Annotated in this window: 13 protein-coding genes and 1 pseudogene; 10 read left to right on the plus strand and 4 right to left on the minus strand. The window is 36.9% G+C overall.

From position 1 onward, the window contains the following. The 4 genes from AC6F34_RS00625 to AC6F34_RS00640 all read left to right on the plus strand — a co-directional run bounded on the left by AC6F34_RS00625 (position 1) and on the right by AC6F34_RS00640 (position 3,882). A complete protein-coding gene (locus AC6F34_RS00625; protein ID WP_500767922.1) occupies positions 1-768 on the plus strand; it encodes an ABC transporter ATP-binding protein in 768 nt (255 codons plus the stop codon). After that, entirely contained in the window at positions 761-1,468 is a 708-nt protein-coding gene (locus AC6F34_RS00630; RefSeq protein WP_500767924.1) for an ABC transporter ATP-binding protein, read from the plus strand. The genes AC6F34_RS00625 and AC6F34_RS00630 overlap by 8 nt, the downstream gene beginning before the upstream one ends. A gap of 24 nt (positions 1,469-1,492) precedes the next feature. After that, complete coding sequence (locus AC6F34_RS00635) at positions 1,493-2,683, plus strand: ABC transporter substrate-binding protein (RefSeq protein ID WP_500767926.1); 1,191 nt, start codon at positions 1,493-1,495, stop codon at positions 2,681-2,683. A gap of 179 nt (positions 2,684-2,862) precedes the next feature. After that, positions 2,863-3,882: an NADP-dependent oxidoreductase gene (locus AC6F34_RS00640; protein WP_500767928.1), complete on the plus strand. Its 1,020-nt coding sequence runs from the start codon at positions 2,863-2,865 to the stop codon at positions 3,880-3,882. A gap of 511 nt (positions 3,883-4,393) precedes the next feature. On the opposite strand, the gene AC6F34_RS00645 is transcribed toward AC6F34_RS00640, so the two are convergent. Continuing rightward, entirely contained in the window at positions 4,394-5,563 is a 1,170-nt protein-coding gene (locus tag AC6F34_RS00645) for a glycosyltransferase family 4 protein (RefSeq protein WP_500767930.1), read from the minus strand. A 116-nt stretch (positions 5,564-5,679) separates the two neighbouring features. Then, on the minus strand, positions 5,680-6,318 hold the full coding sequence (locus AC6F34_RS00650) for a cupin domain-containing protein (protein ID WP_500767932.1): 639 nt from the start codon (positions 6,316-6,318) through the stop codon (positions 5,680-5,682). Between the two features lie 148 nt (positions 6,319-6,466). On the opposite strand from AC6F34_RS00650, the gene AC6F34_RS00655 reads away from it, so the two are divergent. The 3 genes from AC6F34_RS00655 to selB all read left to right on the plus strand — a co-directional run bounded on the left by AC6F34_RS00655 (position 6,467) and on the right by selB (position 10,212). Beyond that, positions 6,467-7,363 carry an acetamidase/formamidase family protein gene (locus AC6F34_RS00655; RefSeq protein ID WP_500767934.1) on the plus strand — a complete coding sequence of 299 codons (897 nt, stop codon included), beginning with the start codon at positions 6,467-6,469 and terminating at the stop codon, positions 7,361-7,363. 143 nt (positions 7,364-7,506) lie between these two features. After that, on the plus strand, positions 7,507-8,244 hold the full coding sequence (locus tag AC6F34_RS00660; protein ID WP_500767936.1) for a YwaF family protein: 738 nt from the start codon (positions 7,507-7,509) through the stop codon (positions 8,242-8,244). Positions 8,245-8,334: 90 nt separating this feature from the next. Further along, positions 8,335-10,212 (plus strand): selenocysteine-specific translation elongation factor, encoded by a 1,878-nt coding sequence (gene selB / locus AC6F34_RS00665; protein ID WP_500767938.1) that lies wholly within the window; start codon positions 8,335-8,337, stop codon positions 10,210-10,212. 256 nt (positions 10,213-10,468) lie between these two features. Here selB and AC6F34_RS00670 read toward each other — a convergent pair whose 3' ends face one another. Then, positions 10,469-10,642, minus strand: coding sequence for a CsbD family protein (locus AC6F34_RS00670; protein ID WP_500767940.1), 174 nt, complete (start codon positions 10,640-10,642; stop codon positions 10,469-10,471). A 142-nt stretch (positions 10,643-10,784) separates the two neighbouring features. On the opposite strand from AC6F34_RS00670, the gene AC6F34_RS00675 reads away from it, so the two are divergent. From AC6F34_RS00675 to AC6F34_RS00685, 3 genes and pseudogenes are all read left to right on the plus strand, one after another. Further along, on the plus strand, positions 10,785-11,330 hold the full coding sequence (locus tag AC6F34_RS00675) for a M15 family metallopeptidase (protein WP_500767942.1): 546 nt from the start codon (positions 10,785-10,787) through the stop codon (positions 11,328-11,330). 255 nt (positions 11,331-11,585) lie between these two features. Further along, a pseudogene (locus tag AC6F34_RS00680) lies at positions 11,586-12,154 on the plus strand (YhfC family glutamic-type intramembrane protease). 21 nt (positions 12,155-12,175) lie between these two features. After that, complete coding sequence (locus AC6F34_RS00685; protein WP_500767944.1) at positions 12,176-13,630, plus strand: carboxylesterase/lipase family protein; 1,455 nt, start codon at positions 12,176-12,178, stop codon at positions 13,628-13,630. Positions 13,631-13,688: 58 nt separating this feature from the next. On the opposite strand, the gene AC6F34_RS00690 is transcribed toward AC6F34_RS00685, so the two are convergent. Then, complete coding sequence (locus AC6F34_RS00690) at positions 13,689-14,528, minus strand: YitT family protein (RefSeq protein WP_500767946.1); 840 nt, start codon at positions 14,526-14,528, stop codon at positions 13,689-13,691. Between the last annotated feature and the right edge of the window lie 283 nt (positions 14,529-14,811).

Genomic DNA, 14,811 nt, shown 5'->3' on the forward strand with positions numbered 1-14,811 from the left:
ATGATCTTAGAGACGAAACAACTTACAAAGCAGTTCGGTGGATTAGTAGCTGTGAAGAATGTTGACTTTTCTATTGAGAAAGGCAAGGTTAATGCCATCATTGGACCAAATGGCGCAGGAAAATCGACTTTCTTCAATCTAATCACCGGCGTACACCGACCTTCGTATGGACAGATTTTATATAAAGGTGAGGATATTACCCAATTGCCAGCGAACAAAGTTGCTGAGTTAGGTTTGGCAAGGACATTTCAGACGACAAACCTATTTGAAATGGCAACTGTGTTTGATAATGTCGTGGTCGGTCACCGATTACGAACTAAATCAAATTTGTTCGATGCAATATTTAGAACAAAGCGTTTAAAGGAGGAGGAGGAGAAGTGTAAGCAAAAGGCGTTGGAGGTATTGGAATTTACAGAGCTTTCACATATTGCACATCAGCATGTTGCGAATATCTCGCAGGAAGAAAAGAAGCGTGTTGCATTTGCTTTAGCATTGGCAACCGAGCCAGAAATCGTTTTTTTGGATGAGCCAACTGCAGGTGTGAACCCTGATGAAACAGAATCACTCTCTTATTTAATCAAGAAAATGGTTGGACAAGGAATTACTGTATGCTTAATCGAACATAAAATGCGGATGATTATGGATTTAGCAGACCGAATCATGGTATTAAATTATGGTGAAAAAATTGCTGAAGGAACTCCGAGTGAAATCAATAAAAATGAAGAAGTAATCCGAGCCTACTTAGGGGGGAGCGGTGTAAGTGCTTAATGTAAAAGGAGTCACTGTTAACTATGGAAAGTATTCTGCAGTTAGAGAGATTGATATTGTCGTAGATAAAGGAGAAATTGTTGTTCTACTCGGTGCAAATGGGGCAGGGAAAACGACCATTTTTAAAACGATTAGCGGCCTATTAAAGCCTACAATAGGGACAATTGATTTTGAAGGTGAATCGATTACCGGAAGATCTGCTGATCGTATTGTGAAAGCAGGTATTGTTCAATGTGCAGAGGACCGCAAGCTTTTCCCACAAATGTCTGTTCTCCAAAATTTAATGATGGGTGGCTATGTACATCGTCGTAAAAAGGAGCAATTAAAGCAAAGTTTAAAGGAAGTGTATGAGCTCTTCCCGATTCTATTCGATAAGCGTGATGAACCAGCTCGATCTTTAAGTGGTGGTCAGCAGCAAATGCTTGCGATTGGAAGAGCATTAATGGCCAAACCGAAGCTCATGCTTTTAGATGAACCTTCGATTGGGTTAGCGCCTTTAGTCGTAGAGCAGATGTTTGCAAGCATTCAGCATATAAACAAAGAGGGGACAACAATCTTACTCGCAGAACAAAATGCGAATGCGGCATTATCCATTGCAGACAAAGGGTATGTGTTTGAAAACGGAAAAATTGTAATAGAAGGAACATCGGAAGAGTTGTTTTCAAATGAGGAAGTTCGTAAAGCTTATATTGGAGCATAAAAAAATAGAAGTGAGGGGAAAAACATGAAAAAAGCGAGAGCATTGATTGCGGTTTTATTACTTTCGATTGTCCTATTTTTAGCTGCTTGTAGTGAGAATGCGACTTCACCTACTCCGTCAGATGATGGAGCGGAAACGAATGGAGATGCAGAAATTGTTTACATTGGATATAGTGGCCCATTAAGTGGACCTGCGGCATTCTATGGACAAAATACATTAAGCGGCCTGCAACTTGCCGAGGAACATATTAATAAAGAAGGCTTTGAGGTGAACGGAAAGAAATACAATGTTAAGATTGTTTCATTAGATGATAAATACATGCCAAATGAAGCTGCGGCAAATGCAAAACGACTTGTACAAGAAAATAAAACACCGATTATTTACAATCCACATAGCGGCGGAATTGCAGCGATGCAAGTGTTCAATGAGCAAGATAACTTTGTCGTTGCTGCTTATTCGAGTGAGCCGGATATTACGAAGGTAGGAAATAGTTTAACGGTTCGTATTCCGCCAACGTATGACGGATATATTGAGCCATTCACGAAATATGCACTAGAACGTTTTGGACCAAAAGTTGCATCACTCCCAACTGCATCACAATACGGGAAAGATTGGACTGAAGCATTGCTGCCACACTGGGAAAGCCAAGGTGGAGAGGTCGTATACAATACTGCAATTGACTTTGCAAAAGAAACGGACTTTTTTACCATCTTAACGAATGCATTAAAGGATGATCCGGATGTTCTCTTTATTGGTGGAGCATCAGAACCAACTGCCAAGCTTGCTCTTCAAGCAAGAGAGTTAGGCTTTGAAGGTGGATTCATGGTAATGGACCAAGCGAAACTAGATGAAATGAAAGCAATTACGGGTTCGTATGATTTATTAGAAGGAGCCATTGGCACAATTCCATTGGTCTATTCAGATTATCCTGGTACGGAGCCATTTGTTGAAAGCTATCGTGCTAAGCATGACAAGGACCCGGGTTCTGAAGCAGGCTTTCACTATTTATCTCTCTTTATTTTTGTTGAAGCGATGAAAGCAGCAGGAAGTGTTGACGATGCTAAATTAATTCATCAGAATATGCAAGCTGGCATTGATTCATTACCAGACGATAAGAAAGTCTATGTGATTGAAAAAATTGATGAAGGTGGAGGCTTTGAACTGATCACCCAGTACGGAGCAGTAGAAGATGGTGAAGTTGTATCTGTTGAGTAGTTGCAGCAAAGATCAAAGCGCATACGCTTAAGGTGGAATAGGTTCATAGAAAAATGATTAAGATTATTTTATTTACACATGGGTATAGGAAAGTAGGTCAGTGTATGAGACCGACTTTCGTCATTAGGGAGGGACTTTGGAAAAAATTATAGAATATATAAGATAGAGGAGGGATCTTGATGAGTGTGAAACAAAATCGTGTCTATCTTTTAGCTAGACGACCAAAAGGAATGCCAGTGAAAGAAGATTTTTCACTAGAAACTAGAAATGTTCGTGAGTTAGATGATAATGAGATATTAATAAAAACCCATTATTTATCGGTAGACCCTTATATGCGAGGGAGAATGAACGGGGTTAAGACATATGTTGATCCATATGAATTAAACGAGCCGTTAACTGGTGGAATTGTAGGTGAGGTCATTGAGTCCAAAAACGAACGCTTTACTGTAGGTGATTTTATTGAAGGACATTTAGACTGGGCAGATTATTCAATTTCGAATGGTAAAGGGTTGCGTAAACTAGCAAACTACGAAGATGTGTCTCTATCTACTGCATTGGGTATTACAGGCATGCCAGGTTTAACTGCGTATTGTGGTTTGATGAATATTGGTAAGCCTGAAGAAGGAGAAACCATAGTCATCTCAGGTGCAGCAGGAGCAGTAGGGTCAATCGTTGGTCAAATTGCTAAACTAAAAGGGCTTAGAGTAGTCGGAATTGCAGGGTCTGAAGACAAATGTACATGGTTACGGAATGAATTAGGATTTGATGCCGTTGTAAACTATAAAGAGGGTAACGTCTATAAGCAGCTTAAGGAAGCTTGTCCTAATGGTGTGGACATTTACTTTGATAATGTTGGAGGAGAAGTGTCGGATGCTGTTATGCGCTGCATAAATTTTAAAGCAAGAATTCCACTATGCGGACAAATTTCAATGTATAATGCTGAATCCATGCCTGTTGGCCCTAGAATTGGTGGTCAACTTGTGACAAAGAGTGCGTTGATGCAAGGCTTCATTGTAAATGATTACAGTCATCAATTCAAAGAAGCAAGTACAAACCTGATGAATTGGGTAAGAGAAGGAAAACTAACATTTAAAGAAACGATAACCGAAGGATTAGAAAATGCACCAAAGGCGTTCATCGGACTTTTCGAGGGAGAAAATATTGGCAAACAACTAGTAAAAGTGAACGACGTAAAATAAAGCTGTAATAGAATGAATGTAGACAAAGTCGTTTCATGACTTTGTCTACATGTTTTTAGTGTAATTACAATAGTCTGAGAAAGTAGAGAAAATATGCTAACTGTAGAATACCTTATTCAAAAATTTGTAACAGCCATAGCTACAACATGTACATTTATTTTTTTTCTGATCGTATATCTAACATATAATGATCCGTATGATCGTTTAGTCGTTTTCTTTATAACCGTAACAATAGGGTTTATTCTCGTTTGCTGTGTTGTGGTTACTTATGGCACGATTGTTTCCTTTGTGGTAGATTTTTTGCAAAAGAAGTGGTTTAAGAAATTTATCTATCTACCGTTTTTTGTATTACCAATTATGGGGTATTTGTTCCCAAGGGCTGGTATTTATGGAATGTATGTCGCGTTTATCTATGCATTGTTAGATCATTTCATTAAGTTGAGATTTCAAAAAGATAAAAACATATTAATATTCATTGCAATACCGACCATCGGGTTAATCATTTTATTTTTCATTTATTTAATAATTCAATCAGTTCTTGATCAGGTAATGTGTATTTTTTCGTTCGGTTGCCTTCGGCTCTAACTTGATAGCTTTGCATAATAGATTGAGTCATGTTTTTCAGTTCCCAGCGCTTTGCAGAACGAAGAGCGTTTTGTTGTAAGCTAAAGCGGAATGTAGAGTTGTTAAGTAAGTTACTTAAATGGGTATACAGAGCATGGACGTTTTGTTTAGGAAAAATCAACCCGTCAATATTTGGGTTTATCATCTCTGGCATTCCACCTGCATCTGATACAATGACTGCATTGTGAGTAAACTGCGCTTCCATCACAGCATAAGGGAGATTTTCTTGTAAACTCGGTAGAACAAAGATATCTGTTTGTTGGAGAAGCTCGGTTACATCGTCCCTATTGCCAAAGAATATAACCTGATCACTTATTTCTAATTGCCTGACGAGAGATTGTAAATGGTTCCGACTCGGTCCATCTCCAATGATCCAGTAGGTCCATTGGTTATTTGTTTCCTTTAATTTGGCTAAGGCTTTTAACATCGTCTCATGGTCTTTTATTATATCTAATCGAGCAACAGTTGAGATAATCAGTTTATCACTATGGTTTTTTTCTTCATGTATACCACAGTCTATTCCATTATAAATCACTTCTAGCTTTAGAGGATCGACAAGATAATGTGCACTTAATACGTTTTTTAGCCAATTTGATGGGAGAATAATCTTGTCGTTATTCAATAATGCTAATTGCTCTAGAGATTCATAGTAATCTTGTAGTGCTAGCTTTTGTTCGAATTTTCCTTCTAGGTAAAGAGATCCGTGCATCGTAAAAACGAGTGGTATATGGTCGGGCTTAATGCGGCTCATGCTGTAAGACATAATCGTATCTTGAGCGTGGATGAGGTCATAATTATTCAAAGGAAGCATTGCTAAGGCTGCTTCACATTCGTAACGGAGGCATTCTCGTTTCTTTACAAAAGGAGTAAACGCACGATTCCGAGCTACAGTTTGCTGAATTCTAGCCTTTTCACTACTCAATATACTTATCTCGCTTTCGTTACCATCATTAGCGATCAATTTATATTGATTACTTCCACGCTTCTTTCCTAAAACGTCAACATGGACACCATGAACTGACAGTCCTTTTGATAGATTTTTTATATAAGTCCACACTCCACCGGAAAATGGGACGTTCCAATAGGTAGCAATTAAAACTTTTATATCGATTCACCTCACGTATGTAGAAGAAACCCGTTAAGGATTTCTAAAGGCTTGATCATGCGTTATTTTTAGTACCATCCATTACGCATATTAGGCTGGAGATGAACTTGATGATGCATTTGTTGGTATGCATAATGTGGTTGATGAGCATATGACTGTTGCTGATATGAGCGCTCTTGACATGTTGTAGTCGGTCCAATGACAACAGATTCTGTGATCGGTGCAATTGTTTGCTTCCATTTATGTTCATCAAGACAATACGTGTGCGCAAAAATTTCTGGTGGAGTTAACCGTAATATATCTGAACCAAAAATCACTTCTGGTGTAGGTGCATTGAAAATTGCGAGTAAATGTGTTTGATTTTTTGTTGCTGTTTCATAATGCCACCATCCTTGTGGTACATTTGCTACCATTCCAGGAGTAAGTGAATAGTTTTGAATTTTTTTTGTGAATGGATTTAGAAGAGAAACAGTGGCAGCACCAGATATACAATAAACAAGCTCTGCTGCATTTTGGTGAACATGAGGCTCAACCACATTGTTCGCGGACAAATAAATATCCAGTAATGAAGTATTTTGTAATGTATTAAGATCATTTTGTCCTAAAACATTAATATAGTTTTGAGAGTCCTTTGTAAAAAAGCGACTATTATTCACATTAAACTGAAAAGTAGTAGACGGTGATGTATAATCAATTGTTGAATCCATTTTGTTCACGTCCTCTTTTAGTTAATCTCCAATACATTATGACTCTAGCACTGTTTTGTGTATGTCCTGAGCAAGAAAAGATTTATTTCTAGCATGTAGTCATTCAGTGTATAATCAAAATTAAATACTGAAAATTCTGGAGGTTATAATGGTAAAAATAGTGGAAAAAGAAGTAGGGATTATTTATGAATTTAATAAGCAGAATAAGCCAGTTTTACATGTAGAATCAGGTGAAACGATAACAATTGAAACATATGATTGCTTTGAAAACCAGATTGAATCAGAAGATACAGTTGTAGACAACATTGATTGGAATCGTATCAACCCAGCGACAGGACCGATATATGTAACGGGTGCACGTCCTGGTGATTTATTAAAAGTGAAAATTGAAGAAATAACGATCAAAGAAAAAGGTGTAATGGTAGTCGGCCCTAATTTAGGAGTTTTAGGAAATGAGTTTACAAGAATGGAATCAAAAATGATTCCTATAAAAGAAGGGAAGGCGATCTTCAACCAATATGAACTGCCATTGAATAAAATGATCGGTGTCATCGGTGTTGCTCCAGCTGGCGAGGGTATTAATTGCGGTACCCCTGGGCATCACGGTGGCAACATGGACAATAAAATGGTTACAGAAGGAGCTACACTTTATTTTCCTGTTTTCACAGATGGTGCTTTATTCGCGCTAGGCGATTTTCATGCTGCAATGGGAGATGGAGAAATTAGCGTGTCAGGGATTGAAATTCCAGGCAGTGCAACGGTGAAATTAGAAGTTATTAAAGGTGTTGAGGTGCCCTATCCATTGCTTGAAAATGATGAATTCTTTTCTGTGATAGTATCTTCACAAACACTAGATGAAGCGAGTAAGCTTGCTACAGAATGGATGGTCAAGCATGTTTCCATAAAGAATCAACTTTCACTTGCTGATGCCACAATGTTAATGAGTGCCATTGGTCAATTGGAGGTTTGTCAAATCGTTGACCCATTAATGACCGTAAGATTTGTTGTACCAAAATGGATATTTGCAAATGTTAGTGTAATATAAATATATTATGTAAACTAATTGTTAACATCTAGTGAATACATGTCGATAACAAAGGAATCTATTTTACTCTCATCGAATGAATAGTGGATAAGAATTAACTGTTTTTTCCTTTTAGATGAGAGGAGAATAGAAAGGAGGAGATGATGGAATCGTTATTTGGCCATCAATATGACTCTTATCCATTTACAGCATTTACAACGTCACATATTTTGATGATCACACTCCTTCTAATAGGCTGTCTGTTCATTTATTATTTTCGGATTAGCTTACAGCAAAGAAGAAAGAAGATACAAGTGACGATGTTTTCCATTCTTTTTATCTTTGAAGGACTCTATCATTATTGGCTGTATAAGGATGGATATTGGGATGTATCTTTTACACTCCCACTGCAACTATGTTCAATAAGCTTATTGCTTTGTTTGCTTCTGTTGGTTACAAATGCGAGGTTCATTTTTCAAATTGTATATTTTATTGGAATAGCTGGTGCATTAATGGCTGTCCTAACACCTGAATTATTTCTAGGCTATCCGCATTTCCGCTATTTCCAATTTTTTATTACCCATATTCTAATCATTTGGGTATGTGTTTATTATGTGTGTGTTTATGAATATCGTCCTACATGGAAAGGCTTAATTCGCTCATTCTTATTCCTGAATTTTTGTGCGGGGATTGCTTATCTTGCGAATAAATTAACGGGTGGGAATTATATGTTTTTATCGTATAAGCCTTCAAACGGGAGCTTAATAGATTATATGGGGCCATATCCATATTATATTATTGTGCTTGAGTTCCTCGCTTTTATTGTATTTATAGCTTTGTTGCTTCCATTCCGTATAAAATCTGAGAAACGAAGAGCAGAACAAGAAAAACAACAATCCTAAACATTTCGTGAATAACATCTTCCTTCTATTGTATAATAGGTGCAATCAAGATACAGTTATGATGAAGCAAATATAAAGTAGGTGTTCTACATGAAAAGGTTTTATACGATAGGAATGGCAGGTCATATTGACCATGGAAAAACATCATTAACAAAAGCACTAACTAATGTTGATACAGATCGATTAAAAGAAGAAAAAGAGCGAAATATTTCGATTGAATTAGGGTTTGCCCCTTTATATGAAAACGATCAGATGCAAGTGTCTGTCATAGATGTTCCTGGACATGAGCGGTTTATTCGGCAAATGATAGCTGGAGTTGCAGGAATTGATTTAGTCGTGCTCGTCATTGCAGCAGATGAAGGGGTTATGCCGCAAACGAAAGAGCATTTGGAGATTCTTAGTTTCTTAGGAATCAAAAATGGTATAGTCGCAGTTACTAAATTGGATCGTGTTGACAAAGAATTCATTGAACTTGTTGAGGATGATATACATACACAACTAGATGGATCTGTGTTTGAGAATGCCCCAATGCTATTCGTTGATAGTCTATCGAATAAAGGGATTGACCAGCTAAAGAAAAAAATTTTAGAAATGGTGCAAATGCAAGATACAAGGGATTCAAATGGGTCATTCCGTCTTCCGATTGACCAAGTCTTTACTGTTAAAGGACAAGGTACTGTCGTTCGTGGCACAGTTTATGAAGGTCAGGTCCAAATAGGACAAGCACTTACAATTCTACCAAAGCAAATTGATGTACGTGCAAGGCAAATTCAGGTTCATCATCATGATGCACAAAACGCATATGCTGGCCAAAGAGCAGCAATAAATCTTGGTGGTGTGAATCGAGAGGATCTTGTCCGAGGCGATGTATTAGTTTCTTCCGAACATTTTAGTGTTACTCAAACAGTGGATGTTGCGTTAAATGTTGTATCTGATTTGGAGTACATTATGAAACAACGAATGCCGATTAAATGCCATATTGGCACAGCCGAGGTTATGGGAAGAATTGTTTTCTTTGATCGCAATGAAATCAAGCAGGAAGAGGATGAAATCCTATGCCAACTTCGTTTAGATGAACCAATTGTCGTACGTAGGGGAGATCGTTTTATTCTAAGGCGCCCAAGTCCTCAAGAAACAATTGGCGGAGGTTGGGTCATTGATCCAAACGGTGAAAAGTACAAGTTTGGATTAAAGACAATAGAGTCGTTAGGAATGAAGAAAGATGGAAGTCCTATTGAGCGTATTCAAACTCTTTTGGCTGAACATAAATGGTTAACAGTCGATGATATTATAACGTATACTTCTTTGGGAGAGGAGGATATTGCTTCTGTTCTATCCTCTGAGGAATTTGTTTCTTTAGGAAAGCGTTCATATACATTAGCTCGAGTTGTATCAGTTATTGAAGATGAAATATACGATGTCTTGCATGATTATCATAGTCAATTTCCGATGAGAAGAGGAATGAAGAAGGCAGAACTCATACAAATGCTTCAACTGAATTATGGCAAAGTGCTCATTGAATCGATTTTGGATCGAGAAGGAAGTGAACAGACCTTTTTAAAAAAAGGTCAGTTTATCCATCTGCAAAGCTTTTCTTCGCATGTCCCTCAAAATTGGGCTAAGAAAGTAAATGGAATGCTGCATGCCCTCAAGAATGATGGGATGCAAGTACGCTTTTTTCAAGATTATTTACATGACAATGGAATAACTGATGCAATAAAGAACGACTTAACCCATTACTTAATCGAACAAAATGAAATCATTTCAATAGACGAACAATATTATTGGGCGAGCTCAATTTTTGAAGAAGCCTTAGCTAAAGTTAAGAAAGATACCGGTGGCTCATTCTCTGTAGGGGAAGCTAAGGATTCGCTCGGATTATCACGTAAATACATCATCCCTTTCCTCGAGAAGCTTGACAGCCTTCAATATACTAGAAGAGATGACAATATGAGAGTTTGGAAGTAAAAAAGAGGTGAAGTTTTGTTAGCAGAATTATATCCATGGACTATTTTTATTTCAATTGTATTTTTCCTTGTGTGTTTTGCTAGTACTCTTACTTTTATCGAGAGTGTAAAGCAGGAAGATGAACGTGTGATGAAACAATCAAAAATAACGAGTATTATTAGTTTATGCCTTGCTTTGTTTATTCCTTTTCTTTTTAATATACTTTAAACCATCAAACAGGGCTTGGAGATTCCAAGCCCTGTTTCTATTCTTAATCCTAATTCTTAGAGGTTGATTCTTTTACATCGCCCCATTTTTCTTGTGCTTTACCTTTAGCTTGATCAATTACTCCATCAGCTTGTTTCTTTTTATCATTTGTTAGTTTTCCAAATTGCTCTTTTGCTTTACCTTTTATTTGTTCAGCTTTACCTTTTGTTTGATCTTTATTCATGTTTCAAACCTCCCATGTTTTCTAGTTATACAATACCCGTTTACCTCTTAACGAAACCTTTTATAAATGCAGTACGTCTTTTCTTTTGATAAACTATAGGTGCAACTAGAAAGAAAAAGTGTCTAACGAGAGGGTTTTTACGTTGTTTTTTGTTAAGTTAACTAGAGCATTTATTTTCATCCTTATCATTATAATAGCGATTCTTTTTATCATTCAATATGTTTTTCCAACTCAATATGCTGATAATCCGTTGCCAACTGAACTTCATCCGATTGTTGAACAAAAGAAGGATGAACTCATCGAGCGCTCATCTCAAATAGGTATTAACGTTGTCATCACAGATGATTTCCGTAGCTTCGAGGAGCAAGATCAACTTTATGCTAAAGGGCGTACGGCAGAGGGAAATATTGTGACGAATGCAAGAGGAGGAGAGTCCTATCATAATTTTGGATTAGCAATTGATTTTGCTCTTCTTACAATCAATGGGGAAATCGTTTGGGATCTTGAATACGATGGGAATGGAAATGGAACACCTGATTGGTTTGAAGTGGTCGATATTGCTAAAGAACTAGGATTTACATGGGGTGGAGATTGGGCACATTTTAAAGACTATCCCCATCTACAAATGGATTTTGGTCTGACTATACGTGAGTTGCGAAATGGAAAGCGTCCATCGCAATCTGAATAAATAAAACACCTCAGACTGTTTTCAAATGCAAATGCTCGTTGCTGTTTGTAAACAATCTGGGGATTTTTTTAGTTAAAGGAGGCTTATTTTTTGAAACTATAGTTAAAAGGAAACGAAAATAAACTGAATGTTCTTAAAAAATTCATATAAAGTTCGATGCATTCATAAACTATTAAAAGAGGTGATGTTTTGGAAACAGTGATGATCGGGGCAATCATCCAAATACTTTTAGCTATTTGCTTTCCAGTTGTATTAATGATTGTTTTTGCGAGAAAAGTCTATTTAAATTGGAAGTCATTTGGTATAGGTGTTCTAATTTTTATTGTGTTTTCACAGGTATTAGAAAAGATCTTACATATTGCTGTATTATCACCTACTGGTACTTCTTTGAAATGGACAGATAATAGTTATTGTTTGCTCTATATGGAGGACTAGCTGCGGTAAATACAATTGTCATCTCGTTTAAATTGAAATCACAAGAGCACGAGAATGCGTTAGCTAGCCAGTTCCCACCGGACGTAATTGAAACTCTAAATCTCCAGTTAGAACAAACATCCCTATGGTTGTTTGTACTTGGGGGATTGGAGAGAATTTTTGCAATTATCATTCATATAGCCCTTTCTTTAATCGTTCTGTATGCGGTAATTAAAGGGAAATTCAAATATGTCATCTATGCAATTCTTCTGCATGCAGCATTTAACTTCTTACCGGGGTTGTACCAAGCGGGTGTCATCACAAAAATTCTGTTAATTGAGCTTGTTATTGCTACATTTGCATTTGGCTCTTTCCTAATTATTTTGAAAATGAAAAAATACTTTCAATAAAGAGTGAAGGGATGGATTTTCATGCGTTCTCCGCTTGTCCAAACGAAGTATGGGGAAATTGATGGAAAAGCACTAGAGTATCATATTGAATGGAAGGGAATTCCTTACGCAAAACCACCTATTGGAAATAGACGTTTTCTTCCACCGGAAAAAATGGACCCATGGGATGGAATTTACGAGGCATATGAATTTGGTACAGCTGCTTATCAACATGAAAATCCTTTAATGACGTTTTTAGGAGATCATGTCACAAATATGAGCGAGGATTGTCTTTATTTGAATATTTACAGCCCTAAAAATGGGGACGAGTTAATACCTGTGATGTTTTGGATTCACGGTGGAGCTTTTACGAAAGGTTCAAGCAATGCATATGATGGCACCTCTTTAGCAGTTGAAGGTGATGTCGTTGTTGTTACAATCAATTATCGTCTAGGCATATTTGGTTTCTTGTATTTAGATGAGTTCGCTCCAGATAGGTTCCAAGGTTCGGGAAACTGTGGCATATTAGATCAGCTTGCAGCATTAAGGTGGGTGAAGGCGAATATAGCTTCATTTGGTGGAGACCCAAATCGAATCACAATCCTTGGTGAATCTGCTGGTGCAATGAGTGTCGGTACACTAGTTACATTGCCACAAGCAAATGGTTTGTTCACTCAAGCAATTTTACAGAGTGGTGCAGCAAAACATGTGTTGTCAAGAGAGGATGCTACAAACTCTGCAAAGTCTTTGTTAAACCGATTAGGAATAGACGAGCAAAACGTAGATGCTCTGTATGACTTGACACCAAGTCAGTTATTAGAAGCGACTAGAACAAGCACATTTATGCAATTAGCGCCTGTAGTTGATGACTATCATATAAAGAATCATCCTGATGTTGCACTTTCAGAAGGAGCAGCAAAGAATATTCGTATATTAATAGGTTCTAATAAAGATGAGATGGAAATCTTCACTTACTTTGATCCAAGATTTAAAGAGAGTAAGAAGGAACAAATGGGAAGTGTCGTTAGAGAGGTATTAGGGAAAGATAATAAATTTGTGGAAAGACTTGCGTCGTTTAATCCTGCTTTTACGAAGAAGCTTTACGTTAAGCTTGTAACTTCAGCGCTTTTTACGTTTCCAGCCATTGATTTTGCTGAGAAGCAGCTTAAGCACAATCCGAATGTATGGATGTATCGTTTTGATTATACAAGTCTAAAAAATCCACATTTGAAAGCTTATCATGCTATTGAAATTGATTATATTTGGAAAAGCAATACAGAGCTTGATCATAATGAAATTGAGTTTGCTCAAAAAATAAAACAAGCTTGGATTCATTTTGCTCGCTTTGGTTTACCAGGTCATGAAGGGTTACCTGAATGGCCAAGATACGATCTAAATAATAGAGCAACAATGATCTTTCACAATCCGTGTCTCTTAAAGAATGACCCAAGTAAAAAAGCAAGAAAATACATTCCAAAGTTAACGGCTAAAAAATAAACTACATTACAATATAAAACGGGAAATGGATGTCAGTCATCCATTTCCCGTTTTATATTTATGATTTTGACAAATCGTAAAAACCTTCTCCAAATACATCACGTACATCATGAATAGCAACGAATGCTTGCGAATCAATTGCTTTCACAATCTTTTTAAGTTTCATTACCTCTTGTTTACTGATGACAATATAGAGGATTTCTTTTTGATTTTTTGTATAATAGCCTTTTCCTGACAATACAGTACATCCGCGATCTAAAACCGTGTTGACCTGTTGAGCAATTTCGTCATGCTTGTCTGAGATAATGGTAACGGCTTTTTTCGGATTTAATCCCTCAATAATAAATTCCATAACCTTTGTTCCGATATAGAGCATTAAAATAGTTAGCATTAGTTTTTCGATCCCAATAATAAATAACGACGCAGCAGCAACAATTAAATCAAAAAAGAGCAGGCCATAGCTAATGCTCCAACCTAAATACTTATTTGTAATTCGGGCTAGAATCGTTGTTCCAGCCGTTGTACCACCAACACGGATAATCATTCCAATCCCGACACCAGTAAGAACTCCACCAAAGATAGCATTAACGACCATTTCATTCGAATCAATTGAAAACCCTTCTGTGAAATGAAGGAAGATTGAAAGAAATACGATGGCAAGAATCGTATACACTGTCGTTCTTTTACTCAGAAATTTATAACCAACAATTAATAGCAATCCATTTAATATAAAACTAACGATACTTGGTGACCATTCAAATAAATAAAACGCGATGATTGTAATCCCCGTGACGCCGCCTTCGCCAAACTCATTAGGAATGACAAATATATTAATGGCCAACGCAAATAAAAAAGCCCCGATGATAATTTGAATAACATCACTAACCGTTTTCTTCATCATTCATCCTACCTACCTTTACGAACAACTATGTTGAATCATGCAGTAAAATGTCATTTCAACCTAAGAAATCTTATCATGAAATGTGAAAAAAAGATAGAATATGAGAAAAAATTCAATAAAAGATTGTACGTATGAAACAATACTTTGGTGATGGATTAGAAATGAACATCTTTCCTTTGTAAAAACGACATTTATAGGTATGCGCTCATAATTCTCTTTATCCTCACTAAACAGGTTAAGCAGCCTAAACGCAATTGATGATACAAGCATATTGTAGTAA

It is taken from the genome of Niallia sp. CD-39, from assembly GCF_059874745.1.